General features: G+C 62.3%; 15 protein-coding genes and 1 pseudogene. 7 read left to right on the top strand and 9 right to left on the bottom strand.

All coding sequences use genetic code 11. From position 1 onward, the window contains the following. Nucleotides 1–375 precede the first annotated feature (375 nt). Nucleotides 376–1,608 (top strand): IscS subfamily cysteine desulfurase, encoded by a 1,233-nt coding sequence (locus C266_RS11545; RefSeq protein ID WP_010806435.1) that lies wholly within the window; start codon nucleotides 376–378, stop codon nucleotides 1,606–1,608. Nucleotides 1,609–1,641: 33 nt separating this feature from the next. Here C266_RS11545 and C266_RS11540 read toward each other — a convergent pair whose 3' ends face one another. The 8 genes from C266_RS11540 to C266_RS11505 form a co-directional block, all read right to left on the bottom strand. Next, complete coding sequence (locus C266_RS11540) at nucleotides 1,642–2,184, bottom strand: MarR family winged helix-turn-helix transcriptional regulator (protein WP_010806434.1); 543 nt, start codon at nucleotides 2,182–2,184, stop codon at nucleotides 1,642–1,644. Between the two features lie 145 nt (nucleotides 2,185–2,329). Then, nucleotides 2,330–3,064, bottom strand: coding sequence for a transporter (locus C266_RS11535; RefSeq protein WP_010806433.1), 735 nt, complete (start codon nucleotides 3,062–3,064; stop codon nucleotides 2,330–2,332). A 133-nt stretch (nucleotides 3,065–3,197) separates the two neighbouring features. Then, complete coding sequence (gene mgtA / locus C266_RS11530; RefSeq protein WP_010806432.1) at nucleotides 3,198–5,951, bottom strand: magnesium-translocating P-type ATPase; 2,754 nt, start codon at nucleotides 5,949–5,951, stop codon at nucleotides 3,198–3,200. Nucleotides 5,952–6,269: 318 nt separating this feature from the next. Further along, complete coding sequence (locus tag C266_RS11525) at nucleotides 6,270–6,617, bottom strand: hypothetical protein (protein ID WP_010806431.1); 348 nt, start codon at nucleotides 6,615–6,617, stop codon at nucleotides 6,270–6,272. 505 nt (nucleotides 6,618–7,122) lie between these two features. Continuing rightward, complete coding sequence (gene ribA / locus C266_RS11520; RefSeq protein ID WP_010806430.1) at nucleotides 7,123–7,770, bottom strand: GTP cyclohydrolase II; 648 nt, start codon at nucleotides 7,768–7,770, stop codon at nucleotides 7,123–7,125. Between the two features lie 172 nt (nucleotides 7,771–7,942). After that, nucleotides 7,943–9,034 carry a low specificity L-threonine aldolase gene (locus C266_RS11515; protein WP_010806429.1) on the bottom strand — a complete coding sequence of 364 codons (1,092 nt, stop codon included), beginning with the start codon at nucleotides 9,032–9,034 and terminating at the stop codon, nucleotides 7,943–7,945. Continuing rightward, nucleotides 9,031–10,332, bottom strand: a complete 1,302-nt coding sequence (locus C266_RS11510) for a dicarboxylate/amino acid:cation symporter (RefSeq protein WP_010806428.1) — start codon at nucleotides 10,330–10,332, stop codon at nucleotides 9,031–9,033. The genes C266_RS11515 and C266_RS11510 overlap by 4 nt, the downstream gene beginning before the upstream one ends. A gap of 54 nt (nucleotides 10,333–10,386) precedes the next feature. Next, entirely contained in the window at nucleotides 10,387–11,079 is a 693-nt protein-coding gene (locus C266_RS11505) for a GntR family transcriptional regulator (RefSeq protein ID WP_010806427.1), read from the bottom strand. Nucleotides 11,080–11,515: 436 nt separating this feature from the next. On the opposite strand from C266_RS11505, the gene C266_RS11500 reads away from it, so the two are divergent. From C266_RS11500 to C266_RS11480, 5 genes are all read left to right on the top strand, one after another. After that, on the top strand, nucleotides 11,516–12,562 hold the full coding sequence (locus tag C266_RS11500; RefSeq protein WP_010806426.1) for a DUF2167 domain-containing protein: 1,047 nt from the start codon (nucleotides 11,516–11,518) through the stop codon (nucleotides 12,560–12,562). A gap of 8 nt (nucleotides 12,563–12,570) precedes the next feature. Then, nucleotides 12,571–13,299, top strand: a complete 729-nt coding sequence (locus C266_RS11495) for a site-2 protease family protein (protein ID WP_010806425.1) — start codon at nucleotides 12,571–12,573, stop codon at nucleotides 13,297–13,299. A gap of 96 nt (nucleotides 13,300–13,395) precedes the next feature. Further along, nucleotides 13,396–14,037 carry a LysE family translocator gene (locus C266_RS11490; protein ID WP_010806424.1) on the top strand — a complete coding sequence of 214 codons (642 nt, stop codon included), beginning with the start codon at nucleotides 13,396–13,398 and terminating at the stop codon, nucleotides 14,035–14,037. Nucleotides 14,038–14,259: 222 nt separating this feature from the next. Then, entirely contained in the window at nucleotides 14,260–15,615 is a 1,356-nt protein-coding gene (locus C266_RS11485) for an aspartate aminotransferase family protein (protein ID WP_010806423.1), read from the top strand. A gap of 100 nt (nucleotides 15,616–15,715) precedes the next feature. Further along, complete coding sequence (locus C266_RS11480; protein WP_010806422.1) at nucleotides 15,716–17,107, top strand: amino acid permease; 1,392 nt, start codon at nucleotides 15,716–15,718, stop codon at nucleotides 17,105–17,107. Nucleotides 17,108–17,228: 121 nt separating this feature from the next. Here the strand turns inward: C266_RS11480 and C266_RS11475 are convergent, their stop codons facing one another. After that, the gene (locus C266_RS11475) at nucleotides 17,229–18,110 is read right to left on the bottom strand and encodes a MurR/RpiR family transcriptional regulator (RefSeq protein WP_010806421.1); all 882 of its coding nucleotides are present in this window, start codon (nucleotides 18,108–18,110) and stop codon (nucleotides 17,229–17,231) included. A gap of 151 nt (nucleotides 18,111–18,261) precedes the next feature. On the opposite strand from C266_RS11475, the pseudogene C266_RS28055 reads away from it, so the two are divergent. Continuing rightward, a pseudogene (locus tag C266_RS28055) lies at nucleotides 18,262–18,475 on the top strand (carboxymuconolactone decarboxylase family protein); the annotation flags it as partial. Nucleotides 18,476–19,264 lie beyond the last annotated feature (789 nt).

Below are 19,264 nucleotides of genomic sequence, written 5' to 3'. Positions count from 1 at the left end.
GCGCCTCCCGTCGTCTCACCCAGCAAACCGTCTTTCGCATTTAGCTTTGTTTGTTAGTGATTATTGAACGTTAACAAAAATAGCTAATCAAGCAAGGTAAACCCTGAGCGCGAAGAAAGTGCATGTGCTTTTCGCTGGTGCATCGCCGCACCCTAAGCGGGCAAAACCCTTACTGGTTATGGGGTTTCATGGGGATCGCATTGCACAAGACACAACCTGATTGCGTGCAACTTATCTCGCCGACCCGAGCCGTACGGCATGTGAAAGGGGCCGCATGAAACCCTTTTTTCAATGTGGGAGAGTGCGATTCGTGAGAGATGCGGTGCTACACTCGGCCGCAATTCAAGATGTCCACCGGACGATTCGGAGTTCCCTATGCCGTCTACTACGCCGTCGCTTTTCGAAGCCCCCATCTACATGGACTACAGCGCAACGACCCCGGTCGATCCGCGCGTGGTCGAGACAATGGTTCCGTACCTGAACGTCAATTTCGGCAATCCCGCTTCGCGCAGTCATAGCTACGGCTGGACGGCCGAAGAGGCCGTGGAGACGGCCCGCGAACACGTTGCCGCGCTGCTGGGTGCCGATTCGCGCGAGATCGTCTGGACATCTGGTGCGACCGAAGGCAACAACCTCGCCATCAAAGGCGCGGCGAATTTCTACAGCGGCAAGGGCAAGCACCTGATTACCGTGAAGACCGAGCACAAGGCCGTGCTCGACACCATGCGCGATCTGGAACGGCAAGGGTTCGAGGTCACTTATCTCGACGTGCAGGAAGACGGCCTGATTACGGTCGATACGGTGCGCAGCGCCATGCGCCCGGACACCATCCTGGTGTCGGTGATGATGGTGAACAATGAAATCGGCGTGATTCAGCCGATCGCGGAGATCGGCGAACTGTGCCGTGAGCGCGGCATCGTGTTTCACTGCGACGCCGTGCAAGCCGCAGGCAAGATCCCGATCGATCTGCAAACGCTCAAGGTCGATCTGATGACGGTCACGGCCCACAAGCTCTATGGCCCGAAGGGCATCGGCGCCCTATATGTGCGCCGCAAGCCCCGCATTCGTATCGAAGCGCAGATTCACGGCGGCGGCCACGAGCGCGGCATGCGCTCGGGCACGTTGCCGACGCATCAGATTGTGGGGATGGGCGAGGCGTTCCGGTTGGCGAAGCTCGAACTGGCGTCGGAAGCCGCACGCGTCGGCACGCTGCGCGACCGCCTGCTCGCAGGCCTTCAGACGATGGACGAGGTGTATATCAACGGCGACATGACCCACCGCGTGCCACACAATCTGAACGTGAGCTTCAACTTCGTGGAAGGCGAATCGCTCATCATGGGGATCAAGGGCGTAGCGGTGTCGTCAGGCTCGGCGTGCACATCGGCGTCGCTCGAACCGTCGTTCGTGCTGCGCGCGCTCGGGCGCAGCGACGAACTCGCACACAGCTCGATCCGATTCACGTTGGGGCGCTTCTCGACCGAGGCGGAAGTCGACAGCGTGATCGAACAGGTGCGCGGCACCGTCGGCAAGCTGCGCGCAATGAGTCCGCTATGGGATATGTATCAGGACGGTGTCGATCTGAACTCGATTCAGTGGGCGGCTCACTGAGGGAATGCTGGGAACGCTGGTGCCGCGCCGGGTTCAGCGCTTGTCGCGGGTCGCCAGCAGGTGGCTCAGATCCAGCGTGGCACGGTCGCCGTTGGTCACGAGTCTGTCGACGACGGCACACAGCACTTTGAATTCGGTACGCGTTACGCCCTCGAACAGCACGTCGTTGATACGCTGCTGTGAGGGTGTCAGTTCGTGGAGCAGTTTTGCGCCGGCCGCCGTGACCGTCAGGCTCATCTTGCGGCGGTCTTCCGGATTCTGACGCTTGTCGATCAGCTTGAGCGCCTTGAGCTTGTTCGTCTCGATGGTCACGAACGCACCCGACAGGTGCAAGTGCTCGGCCAATTGATTGACGGTGACATCCCCCTGCGACGAGAGATGCACCACTGACTGGAGCAGCGAGTATTGAATGCCGGTCAGACCGATCAGGCTGCCAAAACCATCGCGCACCGACAACAGCCGTGCGGCGAATGGCAGCAACCCATTGATCAGATGACGGAATTCGGCGTCGGAACCGTCGATGAGACAGGCTGGATTGGTGACGGTAAGGGCCTTCTGGGCCGGCAATTTTGGCATGGAAGCGTTCGGTAAGCGGCGCGGCGCGCCAGGACAATCACTTTGAAAAAAAATTATACTGCAAAGTTATCTGCGTCCTGGCGAGCGAGGTTCGATGCCCCGCCCTGCCGCGCCCCGGCCCAACGCGCCTGGCCGGCCGACGTCTTTACCAGCGGACGGTCATCCCGCCCATCCAGGAGTCTCTATAGGTCTGGGGATTGAGCCCGCGCCGGTAGCCGACATCGAGATCCAGCCAAGGCTTCGGGCTGTAGATCGCGCCGAGAATCATGAACGCCGGATGGGTCCGCTGTGCGAAGTCGGGGTTTTGCGACGTGCCGACATCGAAGATCAGTTGCGTTGACGGCAACACGCGGTACATCACCGCCCCAGAGACCTTCCACAATGCCTGACGTTGCGACTGTCGGTTCGGCTCATAGGTTGCCCCGGCGTTGAACAAGAATGTCCAGTCACCGATCGCATACTGGGTGAGCAACGTCGCACCGGCATTCACCCGGCCAGTGCCGAGCCCGCGCCGATCGTTGCCCGACGGAAACGTCAGGTAGGGTTTGAGGCCGACACTGAAAGCCCCGTCGTCGTACATGCGCCACTTGGCGCCCGTCTCCACATCGCCAATGCCGCTGCCCGCAATATCGGAGCGATGCTGGATGGTCGTGTAGGGGACGTTGACGTAGAGGTCGATCGCCTCGCCCACGCCGCGCGTCAGCGTGCTGTTCCAAAGGCTCTGGTGCCCGATGTCCGGTTGCTTCGACGTGACTTCGCTATTCGTCTCGAATTGCCAGTTGCCGTCGCCCTGCGTGCCGGTGTCGTCGGTGACCAGCGGGTGGGCGGCGAAAGCGCTGAGCGGGCAGAACAGCGCCAGATACATCAGTTGCTTCTTCATGATTCGTTCTCTTGGTAAGCCTATGTCGCACCGCGCGCTGCGCGGTGCTTGCATGTGGGTCGCCCGCCCCCGCCCAAAGGGGCGGGAGGGTCGCGTCATTTCAATGTGAGTGGTGTGCCGGGTCGAGGCTCGATCAGAACCAGCGGCCAAAGCGGCGGATGTAGATCGTCTTCACCATCTGAGCCAGCGCGATGTAACCGAGCATGGTCGCCACGAGCCAGTAGAAGTACGAGCCCGGCAGTGCGACGAAGCCCAGTGCCTCGGCAAACGGCGAGTACGGCAGCCAGCAGGCGATTGCGATGGCCACCGACGTCGACAGCATGATCGGCAGCGCCGGCGTGCTTTGCAGGAATGGGATCTTCTGGGTGCGCAGCAAGTGCACCACCAGCGTCTGCGACACCAGGCCTTCGACAAACCAGCCGGAGTTCATGATGACCTGCCCCGCGTCGCCGCCCTGGGCGTGATACAGCGCGCCCGCACCGAAGACCGTCCACATCAGCACGTAAGTCGTGATGTCGAACACCGAAGAGGTCGGCCCGAGCCACAACATGAAGCGCCGGATATTGCCGGCATCCCACTTGCGCGGCTTTTTGAGGAACTCGGGGTCCATGCGATCCCACGGCAGGAACATCTGCGAGATGTCGTACACGAGGTTCTGCACCAGCAGTTGCATCGCGAGCATCGGCTGCCACGGCAGAAACGCGCTGGCCACCAGCACCGAGAACACGTTGCCGAAGTTCGAGCTGGCCGTCATGTTCAGGTACTTCAGAATGTTGCCGAACGTCTCCCGTCCCTTGATCACGCCCTCTTCGAGCACCATCAGGCTCTTTTCGAGCAGGATGATGTCGGCGGTCTCCTTGGCGATGTCGGCACCGGTGTCCACCGAGATGCCAACGTCTGCATCGCGCAATGCGGGGGCGTCGTTGATGCCGTCACCCAGGAAACCCACGGTGTGGCCGTTCGCCTGCAATGCCTTGACCACGCGCGCCTTGTGCAGCGGTGCGAGTTTCGCGAACACCGTGGTGTGCCCGACGATCTCACGTAGCCTGGCGTCGTCCATCGGCTCGATGTCCGATCCCAGCAACGGGGTACCCGGCTCAATGCCCACCTGACGGCACACATTCATCGTGACGATGGGGTTGTCGCCCGTGAGCACCTTGACCGTCACGCCGTGCTCGCGCAGTGCGGCAATGGCGGGCGCGGCCGAATCCTTGGGCGGATCGAGGAAGGTCAGGAAACCGCAGACCGTCAGGCCCGCTTCGTCAGTCGTCTTGTACTGCGTCTTGGTCTCGCCCGCCGGAATGTCGCGCGTCGCGACAACAAGGACACGGAAGCCCTCTTCGTTGTATGCCTCGGCACGGGCCAGCAGCATGGCGCGGGCCGTGTCGTCTAGCGCGCGCACGCCCGCCGGGGTCTTCACGTGCGTGGAGACGGACAACATTTCTTCGACGGCGCCCTTGGTCACCATCAGGTGCTCGCCACGGTCGTTGGCGACCACGACCGACAAACGCCGGCGCACGAAGTCGAACGGCAACTCGTCGATTTTGGCGAACGTGCGCGGTTGCACGGCGTCGCCGATCTCGTTGGCGCGACGGATGATCGCCACGTCGATCAGATTGCGCTGTCCGCTCTGGTGATAGCTGTTGAGCCAGCCAAGGCGCAACACGTCCTCCTGCTCGTCGCCCGTCACGTCGAGATGTCGTTCGAGAATGATGCGGTCTTGCGTGAGCGTGCCGGTCTTGTCGGTGCAGAGCACGTCCATGGCGCCGAAGTTCTGAACGGAGTTCAGACGCTTGACCACCACCTTGCGGCGCGCCATCGCCAGTGCACCGCGCGCCAGATTGGCGCTCACGATCATGGGCAGCATTTCCGGCGTCAGGCCGACGGCCACCGCAAGCGCGAACGTCAGGGCGCTCACCCAGTCGCCCTTGGTCAGTCCGTTGATCATGAAGACGACCGGCACCATCACCAACATGAAGCGGATGAGCAACCAGCTCACGCTGTTCACGCCACGGTCGAAGCTCGTCTCGACTCGCTTGTGGCTCACGACGTTCTTCGCAAGCGCACCGAAATAGGTGTCGCCCGCCGTTGCAACGACAACACCGGTGGCCGTACCGCTCACCACGTTGGTGCCCATGAAGCAGACGTTCGACAGGTCGAGCAGGCTGGCATTGCCCTGCCCGCCGGTCGTCTCTGCCGACTTTTGCGCAACGGCGCCCAGCGTGTCGTACTTCTCGACGGGCAACGCCTCGCCGGTGAGCACCGCCTGACTGATGAACAGGTCGCGAGATTCCATCAGACGCAGGTCGGCCGGAATCATGTCGCCCGCCTGCAACGTCACGATGTCACCCACGACCAGCTCACGCATGGCGACTTCGTGACGTTCCGACTCACCCGAGACGGTGACACGGCGGCGAACGGACGCCGTGGTGCGCACCATCGCCTTGAGCTTCTCTGCCGCGCGCAACGAACGGAACTCCGAGAAAAAGCGCAGCAGGCCGCTGATCGTCACCATCGTCAACAGGATGATGATGCCCGTGTACTCCTTGTCGTCCGGGTCGGCGAAGTAGACGTCGGTGAAGAAGCTGACGATGGCGAGCGCGAGCAGCACCATGACAAACGGGTTCTTGAAGGCGCTGAACAACTGCACCGTCCAGTGGGGCGGCTTGTCGTGCGCGATCTCGTTGGGGCCAAAGCGGGTCTGGCGCTGGCCGACATCCTCGAGCGTGAGACCGCTCTCGTCGGTGCCGAGTGTGTGAAAGACGTCCTGCAGTGGTTCGGTCGCCAGCCGGGCGACGGCGTCGGGGCCCGAGAGCGGCAGGTCGGAGGTTGTCGAGTGTTCGACAAAGCCGCGCTGTTTATGGCGCGAGCGAAGGTTCTTGTTCATGACGATTTCCTGGCACGGCTTACGCTGGCATGGCGGCCGGCCGGTCTCGTCAAGCGCTACCGGATGTCATGTCTCCGGAAAAACGCGCAAACGCCCCCAGCCGCGCCGCGCGGCGCGCGGTTGGTAGTAACGAAAATTCTTGGATCTGGCATCGGAGCGCCCGCCGGAAGTCCGTGCGACAAGCGCGCGGTTCCGACGGGCCTCATTCGGCTACTTCCGTCTTCCATATCGGACTCCTTATGTTTTGCTATTCGGCATACCGGCAGACGCTATCGCGCTGCGCGGCAAAGAAATGACGCATCGATCGGCGGTGTCGCTCTATGCGTGCGCGGGCATGGCGTCGGTGGGCACGCGACGGGTGCCGTCATCGGACCAGACCACGCGACGCACGCTACGCTCGCCGGACAGGCGCATGACGAGCGACGTGAGCGACGCACGCGAGGCGAGCGGACAATCGAGCGTGACGGTGGCTGACGCTTCGTCGCGGTCGTTCCAGCGCGTAATGCTGACGTGCGTCGCGCGAAGCCCGAGCGCGGTGAGATCGACGAACATCTGCTTGCGCAATGCCCCCAGGGCTTCGGCCAGGCAGACGATGGTCAGGCGCGACACCGGCGTGGTGCGCGTCGATTGGCTTTGATAAGCCGGAAACGTTTGAAAAACTCGCATGACTTCCTCGCATGGCTGCGATTCGCCCCTACCGCACGCGGCAAGGGCAGTCGGCGCGTGCGCGTGCCGTCTCGATGCCAGAGGCATGCGCAAGACGACAACACCCATCACGGGCACAACAGTGGAATTTCTGCGGGAATCGCGCCGAAGAGGTGACGCTCAGGAAGAGCGATTATCGGCGCTAGACACCGCATCCTGCATGAGGACGCGGCACAGGGAAGGCTGTGGATCCTCAGGCAATCAGTCGATCAACGGTCGACTACTACTGGCATCGGAATTCACGGACAACCCCTTAAATTGAAGACAGGGCGGATGGTAACTGAGGCCAAATTGGAGCGTCAAGCATAAAATGCTGCGCCGCAACCTAGTTGGGAATTTACCTATCGATTGAGGCGCTCTACCGCCGCCCAAAGCCACAGGACCGGGCTTGCGCGCCTGCCGAACGGCATTTCTGTGAGCATGAATGCGGGGCGGCGCGCCACCGGCCGAACTCGCCGGCCAGCCCTTATTCGTTCTCTTCGAAGTAGTGCCCGAACTTCACCTGCTTGGTGCGGATGTAACGTTCGTTTTCCTCGCGCATCGGAATGTCGAGCGCCACGCGTTCGCAGACCGGGATGCCGTGCTTCGTGAGCGTATCGAACTTCTTCGGATTGTTACTCATGAGACGCACCGAGCGCACGCCCAGAATGCGCAGGATCGCGGCTGCGGAGTCGTATTCGCGAGCGTCGTCGGGCAACCCCAGATCAAGGTTCGCTTCAACGGTATCGCGGCCCTGCTCCTGCAGCAGATACGCGCGAATCTTGTTGCTCAGGCCGATGCCGCGTCCTTCATGGCCTCGCAGATACAGCATGACGCCGCAGCCGGCTTCGGCGATCTTGCGCATACCCGCGTCGAGTTGTTCGCCGCAATCGCAGCGGTAGGAACCGAAGACATCCCCCGTCAGGCATTCCGAATGCAGACGCACCAGCGTAGGCGCATCGGTCGACACATCCCCCATGACCAGCGCGAGATGCTCGTTGTTGCTGCCTTTGACGCGGAATGCGTGGGAGGTGAAAGTGCCATAGCGGGTCGGCAGGGTCGCGGTAGCGACAAGCTCGACGCATTCGCCAGCGTCGCACGCGGGCGTGGCAGAGGCATTACCAGGGGACTTCATGATGACGTTCAAACGGGCCGAAATGGAGAGTCGCGTGCCACCAGACAGCGGTGGCGTGTGCTCGGAGTGTACCGCCATTTCCGATTTTCGGCCGGCAGCGGCGTGCAACACACTGTTGCAAGTCGCTGCCGAATCGGCGGCTTCGGCCCCCGGTGCGTTCCTTCGGACGAAATCAAACAGTGCCAAACGGTGAGGCGTTCGCCACCAACCTATCGCGAATCGATGCAATGGCGGCGATGGCGTCATCGATGTCGTCGTCGCCGATATGACGGTGCGTGACCAGCCGCAGCATGGAAGTGCCGCTCGCGCGTGCCAGAATGCCGCACTCCGCGAGCGCCGCCTCCCATGCGCTGGGATTGCATTCTCGCTGCTCTGCCACACGCAACCGCACGATATTGCTTTTCGACGGCACGGCGTCCACCAGTTGAGGATCGATCTGTGCGAGTCCTGCCCACAGGCGCTGCGCGCGCCGATTGTCGTCGGACAGGCGCGTGACCATCGTCTCCAGCGCCACCTTGCCCGCCGCAGCCATAATGCCCGCCTGACGCAAGCCGCCGCCCGTCATGCGCCGGAATGTGCGCGCCTGCTCGATCATCGCGTGCGAACCGGCGAGCATGGCGCCCATCGGCGCGGAGAGTCCCTTTGACAGGCAGAACGTCAGACTGTCGCAATGGGTGGTGATCTGGCCGACGTCGACGCCCAGCGCGGCGGCCGCGTTGAACACGCGGGCACCGTCCATATGCACCGGCACCCGCGCACGCGACGCCAGCGCGTGCACGTCGGCTAAATACCCCAGCGACGGCACGTAGCCGCCGGAATGGTTATGGGTCGACTCCACACCGACCATCGCCGTGGGCTGCCCGTAACGCGAAAAGCCGGGACGCAACGCCCCGGCCAGTTGATCGAGATCCATCTCGCCGCGCACCGACGGGATAAGCACCGGATACAGATGCGCGAGCCGCGACATGCCGCCCGCCTCCGACTTTGCCATGTGCGACTGCGCGTCGACCACGGCCTCGCCGCCGCGTGTGGCATGACACAGCGAGGCGATCAGGTTGCCCATCGTGCCGGAGACGACGAACATCGCCTCCTCTTTCCCGGTCATGACCGCCGCGAGATGTTCGAGTGCGCGTACCGTGGGGTCGCCCTCGAGGGTGTCGTCACCCAGCGACGCGGCCTGCATCGCTTCCCACATCAGTGCCGTGGGACGGGTGACGGTATCGCTTCGCAGATCGACAAAGCGCTCCGTGTTACCTGAGGTCATGCGAACTCCTGACCGTGGGCATGGCTGCCGGTGCTCGCGGACGAGGCCTCGGCGGCAAGCGCCGCCTGCACAGCCTCGGGCGACTCGTAGGCAATGCCGGCCAGCTTCATGACGAGCTTGATGGCCACGGTGTTGCTGAAAACGTTGATGGCAGTACGGCCCATGTCGAGGAAGGCATCGACACCGGCAATGATCGCGAGCGCTTCGATGGGCACGCCGATGGTCGTGAGCACCATTGCAATGGCCACCAGCCCGCCAGACGGCACGTTTGCGCTGCCTTTGCTGGCGAGCGTGGTGACGAGCACGATGGAGAGCAGCGTCGGCATGTCGAGCGGCACGTGATACGCATCGGCCAGAAAACCAACGGCCAGTGCAAAGTACATGATCGAGCCGTCGCGGTTGAACGCGTAACCGAGCGGCAGCACGACCGACGCGATGGCCTTGGGCACCCCCATGGCGATGAGCTTCTCCATATGCAACGGCAGCGTGGCTTCCGATGAGCGCGTGGCAAAAGCGAGAATCACCGGCTCACCGATGGCGCGCGTTGTCTCCAGTGGCTTTTCGCCGATGGCCTTGAGCAGAATCCAGAACAGCACCAGCAGCACCCCGAGACCGAGGTACATCGTGCCCACGAGTTTGACGAGGGCGAGAATCGTGCCGATACCCTGCGTTGCGAACAGCCAGGAGATGATGGCGAAGATCGCGAGCGGCGAGAGCGAGATGATCCAGTCCGTCAGCTTGAACACGGCCCCCATGAGGGCATCGAGCACCCCCACGAGCGGCTTGGCACGCTCACCGATGGTGGAGAGCGCCAGACCGAGCAGCACCGCGAAGACCAGCACCGGCAACAGGTTGCTGCCGCTCATCGCCGCGAAGATGTTCGACGGGATCATCTCCAGGAAGAATTTGGTCCAGTCGACCGAGGCGGCAATCGGCTTGGCCGACGCATGTGCCGCCGCGAGATTCGCCCCGAGTCCCGGATGGAAGATCGCGTTCAGGCCCAGTCCGATCACGATCGAGACCAGCGTGGCGATGAAGAAGTAGATGAGGCTGATGGCCGAGACCCTTCCGAGCGCGCGGGCGTTGTGCCCCATCTGATAGATGCCCAGCGTGATCGCGGTGAAAACGAGTGGCACGACGATCATCTTCACGGCCTGTACGAAGGCCGTGCCGACGGGCATGAGCTTCGTGGCAAGCGCCGGGGCGAACATACCGCAGCCGATGCCGAGCGCCAGACCGATGAGCATCTGGACGGGCAACGGGATGAGACGTTTCTTGCTGGCGGAACGTGACGACATGACAACAATCTCCGGAAATTGCGTGGCGACGCGGTTTTCGCTTGTCAGAGGCGATCAGCGCTGAGTACCGGGCGGCACGGTGGGAGGAACGAGCGCCTGCAAGCGCGCTTGCATGGCGTGCGTGAGGTGATCCCAGACATGACGCTGGGCCGCCTCGGGACGCCCGGCGGCGATGGCATCGAAGATCGCGAGGTGTTCGCGAACTGCGGCGCGCGTGCGCTCGGCGTCGTAATGCGGGATGCGTTGCAGCGCCAGACCATTCTGGGTGCGCAACGCGTGATAGGTCTCGGTGAGCCGCACGTTGTCGGCCGCGGCAAACATCGCCTCGTGAAACTGCCAGCCCACGCGCTGCGTGATGTCGACGTCAAGAGGCAAGCCCTGCTCGCCCTGCGCATCCAGTGCACGCAAGCGAACGGCGACTTCCTGGAGCGCCGGCGTCACGCCCTTTTGCGCGGCGAGCCACGCGGCCATGCCTTCGAGCGCGAGCCGGACTTCGTGAATCTCGCTCAGGTCCCGCACCGACAACTGCCGCACGAAGGTGCCGCGCATCGGCACGATCTCCAGCAGGCCGTCGTTGGCGAGCGCGCGAATCGCCTCGCGCACGGGCGTGCGGCTCACGCCGAAGCGCTCCGACAGGGCACGCTCGGAGAGCGCTTCGCCCGCGCGAATTTCACCGGAGACGATCAGGGCGCGAATGGCGTTATAGGCCGAATCGCTCAGGGCTGGGGTGCGTTGTGTCTGGTTCATAACTGGTATACCAGCAAAAAACAATTGGCCGGTCAACGTGGAAACCTGTCCGGGAATGCGAATTACGGGTAAACGAGGATGCTTTGAGGGCGGTCTGGAGAATGTCCTGGCCAGCGGGCGCGATCGTTTGTCGCGAGATGGCGAGAGCACCGCATGCGGTTTCGCGCGAGCGCCATCGAAGCCGGATGTGGCCCTTGCGATTGCTGACATTTCGCAGGGGAAGACGCCGTGGTTCGTGTCGCGGCAGGTGGTCAGTGGCAGGTGAAAAGGCACCAGCGGCAGTGCGGGGACATTGCCGGCATGAGCCCGGTTGTCGTGAATGTACGCAGATCCCACAACACTTCGGAATCCGATCTGCCTTCTGGCATAATCCGCTGCGGCACTCATCCTTCAGATGTGAAATTTTATAACGACGCCGACCAGGGAAAGTCAAATCATGTCTTCCATCTTCCGCACGTTGTTTCTTGCTCTCGCGTTGAGCGCATCCAGCGCTTTCGCCCAGACGCAGGCTCCCGCTCCCGTTGCCGCGACCACGCCCGAAGCCCGGGAAGCCGAAACTCGCGCCGCTGTCAAAGCCGCTACCGAGGCACTGATCGAAGGCCCGAAGGTCATCGATATCCACGATCAGGCAACGTTTTCGCTGCCGGGCGGCATGGGCTGGATTCCGAGCGCCACCGCCGCACGCCTGCTGCGTGCGCTGGGCAACACCATCGACGAGACGTCGCTGGCCGGCCTCGTCGTGCCGACAGACGGCAAGGGCGAATGGCTCGACGTCATCACCTATGTCAACGACGGTTACGTTCGCGACGACGATGCTCGCGACTGGAAGGCCGATGACATTCTCGAATCCTTGCGCAAAGGCACGGAAAGCGCGAACGCCACACGACGCGAGCTTGGCGCACCTGAACTGGAAGTCACCGGGTGGGCGCAATTGCCGCAATACGACAGCAGCACGCACCGTCTGGTGTGGGCGGCCCGTGTGACGAACAAGCAGACCGGGGTTCGGGTCGACAACGATCCTTCGGTGAACTACCGCACCACGGCGCTTGGCCGTGAGGGCTATCTGGCGACTACGCTGGTCACGAGCGAATCGTTGTTGGCCGCAGACAAGCCCGTCGCCGACAAGATTCTCTCGGGGCTGAACTTCGTCGACGGCAAGCGCTATGCCGACTTCAACGAGAAGACCGACCGCGTCGCGGAGTACGGCCTCGCCGCACTCGTCGCGGGGGTTGCCGCGAAGAAACTTGGGCTGTTTGCACTAATCGCCGCGTTCGTCGCGAAGTTCGCCAGGGTCGGTCTGCTGGCCTTGCTCGGTGCGGGTGCCGCGTTCACCAAGCTGTTCAAGCGCAAGCCGAAGCCGCTGCCCGTGACGCCGCAAGCCACGCCTGGCGCAGACCTCGACACAAGCGAAACCGCCATCGTGGCGGCACCGCAACCGCAGACGGCCTCCACGCCCCACGACGGCAACGCACCGCGTGCCTAAGAAACGCAATGACCAAACTCTTGCTGCTGGTATTCGGCGGGCTCAAGCTCGGCAAGGTGTTGACGACGGGCGGCACGATGCTGCTGTCCATCGTCGTCTATGCATTCGTGTACGGATGGAAGTTCGCGCTCGGCTTCGTGGTCCTGCTGTTTGCGCATGAAGCCGGGCACTACGTCGCGGCACGCCAGCGCGGGCTGGACGTGGGCCTGCCCACGTTCATCCCGTTCGTCGGTGCGTGGATCGAGCTAAAGGAAATGCCACTCAACGCCGAGACGGAGGCCTATGTCGGGTTGGGCGGGCCGTTCGTCGGCACGCTCGCGTCGATGACCTGCTATTTCGCTGCGCGCGAGCAAGACAGCAATCTGCTGCTCGCCCTCGCCTATGCGGGATGCTTCCTAAACCTGTTCAATCTGATTCCGCTCTCGCCGTTCGATGGCGGGCGCATCACTGCCGTGCTGTCCCCGCGCATCTGGTTTGCGGGCGTGCCGGTGCTCGTCGCACTGTTCCTCTGGCATCCGAGCCCGATTCTGATTCTGGTCGCCCTGCTCGCACTCCCGCAGTTGGCCAAGGCCTGGCGCTACGACCCGCAAGCGCCCGAGAACGTGCGCTACTATGGCGTGACGACGGAAACCAAGGTGACATACGGGACCTATTACCTCGGCCTGCTCGCATTCCTCGCGCTCATGACCTACAACCTGCACGACATGCTCTCGGCAGTGCGTCACGCGGCACACTGAACACCGTCGCCGCGCGACGTCAGGATACCGCGAACCGGCGTACCGCTCGCCGGTCGCCGGTCATTTCGTAACACCGCCACCGCAGAGACTTCAGTGATGATCGATCTTTCCCTTTTGCCCTTCTTTCTGACTGCCGTCGCGGTGCTCGTCGCCATCCCCGGGCCGACCACCATCTACATTTCCACGACCAGCGCCAGCCAGGGATTTCGCTTCGGCCTCGCATCGTGCTTTGGCGTGATGCTCGCCACGCTCGTTCATGTGAGCTTCGCCGCAGCCGGACTCACTGCCCTGCTGCTCGCGTCGCCGCTGATGTTCACGGTGACCAAGTCCCTCGGTGCGGGCTATCTGATTTACATCGGCATCAAGGTCATTCGCAGCCGCGCTGCGCCGGCAAGCGCCGCTGCACAGCCGCCCGCAGGCGCGCTGGGAGCATCGATGAAGAATGGATTCCTCGTCAACCTGCTCAATCCGAAGACGGGGCTGTTCATCGCCGCATTTCTGCCCCAGTTCGTGACCCCGTTGCTGGGTCATGTGCCGCTGCAGATCGTCACGCTCGGCCTGCTGCTTGTGCTGGTCGGCGCTGTGAGCGACATCATTTACGCGGCCCTTGCCCGAGCCATCGGCCTCGCCCTCGCCAACCGCAGCCGCCGTCCGGGGATCGGGAAGTATGTGGCCGGCCTGCTATACATGGGCCTCGGCGTGGCCGCATTGGCAACGTCGAACGGTACGTCCGAGTGATGGCGGCGACCTGAATTAGCTCAGCACTCACGACCCCGCGCACCACCGTCGAACCTCAAGCCCCACCAGCCTCCCCCCCCCCCTGTCATCCGGCAACGTCACCATCGCCATGCCTCGGCGTCAGGGTTTTCACGCATCATAAAATGAACATATGTGCTATACATTTACAAAAATTGAACAATTGTTCAATTTGCATCTTTCACTCAATGCCCCCAGTCCACCATGAGTCAAGCATCTTCCAGCCGAGTCTTCCATCGTCACCTGCGTAACCAGCCGCCCATCGCCGTTGGCGGCCAGGGCGTCTATCTCCGCGACACCGAGGGCCGTGAGTACATCGACGCCTCCGGCGGCGCGGCCGTATCGTGTCTCGGTCACGGCCATCCCGATGTGATCGCCGCCATGCACGCGCAGATCGACAAGCTCGCCTACGCGCACACCGGTTTCTTCAGTTCCGAAGTGGCCGAAGCCCTCGCCGAGCAACTGATTCGCACCACCCCTGCCGAGTCGGGCCTGAGCCACGTGTATTACGTAAGCGGTGGCTCCGAAGCCATCGAAGCGGCACTCAAGATGGCGCGTCAGTACTTCGTCGAGATCGGCCAGCCGCAGCGCCGCCGTTTTATCGCGCGCCGTCAGAGCTATCACGGCAACACGCTCGGCGCGCTGGCCATCGGTGGCAACCAGTGGCGCCGCGCGCAGTTCGAGCCGCTGCTGATCGATGTCACGCACGTCTCGCCCTGCTACGCCTATCGCGATCAACAGCTCCAGGAGAGCGAACAGGCATACGGCCAGCGCCTGGCGCAGGAACTCGAAGCCACAATCCTCGAACACGGTGCTGACTCGATCATCGCCTTCGTGGCCGAGACGGTTGGCGGCGCGACGGCGGGCGTCATTACGCCTGTTGCCGGTTACTTCAAGGCCATTCGCGAAGTGTGCGACCGTTACGGCATCCTGCTGATTCTGGATGAAGTGATGTGCGGCATGGGCCGTACCGGCACGCTCCACGCCTGGGAACAGGAAGGGGTTGCGCCGGATATCCAGACCATTGCGAAGGGTCTGGGCGGCGGCTATCAGCCCATCGGCGCGGTACTCGCGGGCAAGCACATTGTCGACGCGATGAACGCCGGCAGCGGCTTTTTCCACCACGGCCACACCTATCTCGCACACCCGACGGCGTGCGCAGCAGCGCTAGCCGTGCAGCAGGTCATCGAGCGCGACGGTCTGCTCGCCCAGGTCCGCGATCGTGGTCGGTACCTGATGCAGCAACTCAATGAACGTTTCGCCAACACCCCGTTTGTCGGCGACGTGCGCGGCCGGGGTCTTTTCGTCGGTGTCGAACTAGTCGCCGACAAGGCCACGAAGGCGCCGTTCGATCCGCGCTTCGCCGTCCATGCAGGCGTCAAGCGCGAAGCGATGGCGCGTGGCCTCGCCTGCTATCCGGCGATGGGCACCATTGACGGCAAGTATGGCGATCACATCATGCTTGCCCCACCGTTCGTCATCAGCGAGGCCGAGATCGATCAGGTCGTCGACCGCCTCGAAGGCGCCATTCTGGCGGCAGTGCGCCCCGCGATTGGCTGACATCCTCCAACGTGTGCTGCTCCGCTGAGACACCGGTGCAGCACACACGTCGCCGTTCGCACCGTCGTCCCATAAACCTTCCACAACAGGGAATTCGACCATGCAGCAGAACTCGCTGAGTCAAAGCCTCAAACAGCGGCATATCACCATGATTGCCCTTGGCGGCGTCATTGGCGCCGGCCTCTTCGTCGGCTCCGGCGCCATCATCGCTACCGCCGGCCCGGCGGCCATTTTGTCCTACCTCGTGGGCGGCCTGATCGTCACGTTCGTGATGTTCATGCTGGGCGAGATGGCCTCGCGCAATCCCGACAGCGGCTCGTTCTCCACGTATGCGAGCACCTATCTCGGCGAGTGGGCGGGGTTTGCCGTCGGCTGGCTGTACTGGTTCAAATCGTTGATGACGATCACCATCGAAGCCATCCTGCTCGGCTCGATTCTCAACGAATTCCTGCCGTGGCTGCCGGTCTGGGGCGGCGCGGTGGTCATGCTCATCACCCTGATCGTGAGCAACGCCTACTCGGTGCGCTCATTCGGTGAAGCCGAGTACTGGCTCTCGTTCGCCAAAGTGGCGACCATCGTTATCTTCATGCTGTTCGGCCTTTCGATCCTGTTCGGCCTGCAAGCCAAGATCCCCGCACCGGGCTTCGGCAACCTCACCTCACACGGCGGTTTCATGCCCAACGGCATCTCGCCGGTCATCGCGGGCATCATGGTCGTGATTTTTTCGTTGGGTGGCAGCGAAATCGCCGCCGTCGCGGCCGGGGAATCGGAGAACCCGCGCAAGAACGTCGTGCGCGCCATCCGCAGTGTGATCTTCCGCGTGCTGGTGTTCTATATCGGTTCCGTGTCGATCATCATTCTCTGTCTGCCGTGGACCGATAAGGCCAACCTCGCGTCGCCCTATGTCTCGCTGTTCAGCATGGCCGGCTTCCCGAACGCTGCGCTCGCCATGAAGGCCGTGTTGTTCGTGTCGTTCATGTCGGTGATGAACTCGTTCCTGTTCTCGAACTCACGCATGCTGTACTCGCTGAGCCAGCGCGGTTATGCACCGCCGATGTTCGCCCGCACGAATTCGCGTGGCGTGCCGATCAACGCGCTCGGTTTGAGCTTCGCCATCTGCCTGGGCATTCTCGCGGTGCACTTCGTGAGCGGTGGCGATCTGTTCCTCATGCTGGCCAAAAGCAGCGGCGCGTTCGTCATGACGGTGTGGATCTTCATCATCGTGGCGCACTTCGTCATGCGTCTCAAGATGGCGCGCCAGCCGGTGCAGGAAATGGAAGCGTCGAGCTTCAAGGCGTGGTTCTTCCCGTTCTCCAACGCGATTGCCTTCCTGACGTTGGTCGCCGTGCTCATCTCGCAAGCCTTCAACCCGGATTCGCGCTTTCAGTTCTGGTTCATGGTGGGGACGGCACTCATGATCGTGGGTCTGTACTTCATGCTGCGTCGCCGTCCGAACTTCGGGCTGGTCAATGTCAGCGCCCGTCTGAACTGAGGGGAAACGATCGTCTGAATCGACGTGGGTGGCGCGAGCGGACCGCCCCGTCAATGCAAAATGCCCGTCGACGGCCGCAAGGCATCGACGGGCATTTTGTTATCCGGTGTCCGGTCAACGCTCAGTCGTCAGTCGTATAAATGTTGAATTCGTGGAGTTGTGCGGCGCTATTCGCCACTTCCGCCAACGTCTCCTCGCCGCCGTGGGCCATGAGCAATTGTGCGAGCGTCTGCGCCACCGCCAGCGCGGGTAGGATCGACGGAAACAGCGACAGGCTCGCGTTCGGCGCAACGATACACGTATGCGCCTGCGCCGCGACGGGAGACAGCGTGCTGTCGCTCACTGCCACAACAGTGGCCCCGCGCTGCCGGGCGAAGCGCGTTGTCTCGACGCTCGCCACCGTGTAGGGACGCGCGGTAAAACAGAGCAGCACGTCGGTCTTGCCGATACGCCGCATGTCGTCGATCAACGCACCGCCTTCGCCGGAAATCAACGTCACGTTGTCCTGAAAGGTCGACAGCACGTAATGCAGATAGAACGCCGGCGGATAGAGACTGCGCAGGCCGAGCACATAGATTCGGCTGGCATTGCGCAGCAGATCGACGGCCTCGTGAAAGCTCTTTTCATTGCGCTTGGACAGCGTGGCTTCCAGATTGCCGTACTCATGCGCGAGCGACTCGGCCAGCAACTGGTCGTCGCCCGAGGCACGGGAATGTTCGCGAACCTGTTCTGCCCGTTCGAGCAGCCCCGAAGGTCCGGACGGCCCGGCCGAGAGCCAGTCGATATAGACCGAGCGAAAATCTTCGTAACTGGAAAACCCGAGATCACGGGCCAGACGCAGCATCGACGCCGGTTGCAACTGCGCACGCGCTGCCACCGTGCGCATGGACTGCAGGGCCACTTCCTTGGGGGAATCGAGCACGTACCGCGCCGCCTGGCGCAGCTTCGGCGGCATCTCCTGGAAACGCATCGAAATGACCTTTTCCAGTTCGTCTTTCGTCATCGTTGTGACTCGGCGTGGGAAACCAAAAGGGGGACAAAATGAACGACTTTCGTCGCCGCTGCGCACTGTCGTCCGGCCGGCACGCAGAAGGAATTCCGATTCTATCGCTATCCGCGACATTGATGCGGACTTCTGGGCTGGGAGCAGGAGGTTCGTTGGACGCGACCGCGAGGCGCTCGCCTGGGCAGAGTCGGTCACGCTGGTAGCCACAAACGGTCGCACCCGACGATCAGTATGCGAAAGCCCGCGCTGCGTTCGAGCAGCGCGGACTAGTCGATCTCACGATTACGATCAGTCTCACGAATGCATTCAACCGGATGCTCATCCGCTTGTGCAATACGCCACAGGCGGCTTTGGGCGTTTGATCGTCGAATGGCTAGCGCGTCGAAGGCATCGCACTCAACGCTCTCGTCACTGCCCTGGACACCGGGGTGGAGCAAACCGAGTATTCAGGGCGAGAGCAACGTCCGTTTGAACAGGCGTCCTTGAATGCCAGGCGATCAACGCTTTTGGCGCCTTCGACGAAAAAATGCTCTGTTCTTCCCAACGTCCCGAATGCGCGGAATCGACACCCCACAGCGTGCAAGACCCATCGCTTGAGCTATCGCATGGCCAAGTCGCCACGATCGCGCTTGCGCCGCCACATATGGCTTCTTCCGTTGACGGGCCTGCATGGCCAATCGTCGAAACACACGCAACACCGAGAAATGCCAATCGTCGAAACACACGCAACACCGAGAAATTAGCATTCCTCGCATTCCCAGTACCTCCCGTTAGTGCCCCCGAGACCCCCCATATTCTTTTGATTTAGCTCTGGGTAATTCACTCCGATCATCGCCCGCGTGCGCCCAACGTTTTCGATTTCGTGTTCGCATCGGGCCACTGGCCACCGCCCTGAAGGGTGGCCACGCTATCTTCGCCACCCACAGCACAACGAAGCATTCTTTCACCACGCATCGTCGACTTCAATACGATTTTTCTCATAGTTCGCCTTGGCTTCAGCGCGAATGCATGGTACGACGTGGGTTCCGCAGCGCGCAACTAACCTCGGAGGCGATAGCCGAATACTCTGCGCAATACCGGCGGGGTGGAAACGTGAAGCCTGCGCGACGAGATACGAGATTCGAGGCGATGACCTTCGGCAAGAGAATAGA

It is taken from the genome of Pandoraea sp. SD6-2, from assembly GCF_000389825.1.
Classification (GTDB): Bacteria; Pseudomonadota; Gammaproteobacteria; order Burkholderiales; family Burkholderiaceae; genus Pandoraea; species Pandoraea communis.
The sequence above is the reverse complement of the archived record's forward strand: the minus strand, read 5'-3'. Positions and strand labels throughout refer to the sequence as shown.

What these genes read in the sequence shown, in the direction of transcription:
- C266_RS11545 (WP_010806435.1), top strand. Translation starts at nt 376, where the DNA reads ATGCCGTCTACTACGCCGTCGCTTTTCGAAGCCCCCATCTACATGGAC.
- C266_RS11540 (WP_010806434.1), bottom strand. Translation starts at nt 2,184, where the DNA reads ATGCCAAAATTGCCGGCCCAGAAGGCCCTTACCGTCACCAATCCAGCC.
- C266_RS11535 (WP_010806433.1), bottom strand. Translation starts at nt 3,064, where the DNA reads ATGAAGAAGCAACTGATGTATCTGGCGCTGTTCTGCCCGCTCAGCGCT.
- mgtA (WP_010806432.1), bottom strand. Translation starts at nt 5,951, where the DNA reads ATGAACAAGAACCTTCGCTCGCGCCATAAACAGCGCGGCTTTGTCGAA.
- C266_RS11525 (WP_010806431.1), bottom strand. Translation starts at nt 6,617, where the DNA reads ATGCGAGTTTTTCAAACGTTTCCGGCTTATCAAAGCCAATCGACGCGC.
- ribA (WP_010806430.1), bottom strand. Translation starts at nt 7,770, where the DNA reads ATGAAGTCCCCTGGTAATGCCTCTGCCACGCCCGCGTGCGACGCTGGC.
- C266_RS11515 (WP_010806429.1), bottom strand. Translation starts at nt 9,034, where the DNA reads ATGACCTCAGGTAACACGGAGCGCTTTGTCGATCTGCGAAGCGATACC.
- C266_RS11510 (WP_010806428.1), bottom strand. Translation starts at nt 10,332, where the DNA reads ATGTCGTCACGTTCCGCCAGCAAGAAACGTCTCATCCCGTTGCCCGTC.
- C266_RS11505 (WP_010806427.1), bottom strand. Translation starts at nt 11,079, where the DNA reads ATGAACCAGACACAACGCACCCCAGCCCTGAGCGATTCGGCCTATAAC.
- C266_RS11500 (WP_010806426.1), top strand. Translation starts at nt 11,516, where the DNA reads ATGTCTTCCATCTTCCGCACGTTGTTTCTTGCTCTCGCGTTGAGCGCA.
- C266_RS11495 (WP_010806425.1), top strand. Translation starts at nt 12,571, where the DNA reads ATGACCAAACTCTTGCTGCTGGTATTCGGCGGGCTCAAGCTCGGCAAG.
- C266_RS11490 (WP_010806424.1), top strand. Translation starts at nt 13,396, where the DNA reads ATGATCGATCTTTCCCTTTTGCCCTTCTTTCTGACTGCCGTCGCGGTG.
- C266_RS11485 (WP_010806423.1), top strand. Translation starts at nt 14,260, where the DNA reads ATGAGTCAAGCATCTTCCAGCCGAGTCTTCCATCGTCACCTGCGTAAC.
- C266_RS11480 (WP_010806422.1), top strand. Translation starts at nt 15,716, where the DNA reads ATGCAGCAGAACTCGCTGAGTCAAAGCCTCAAACAGCGGCATATCACC.
- C266_RS11475 (WP_010806421.1), bottom strand. Translation starts at nt 18,110, where the DNA reads ATGACGAAAGACGAACTGGAAAAGGTCATTTCGATGCGTTTCCAGGAG.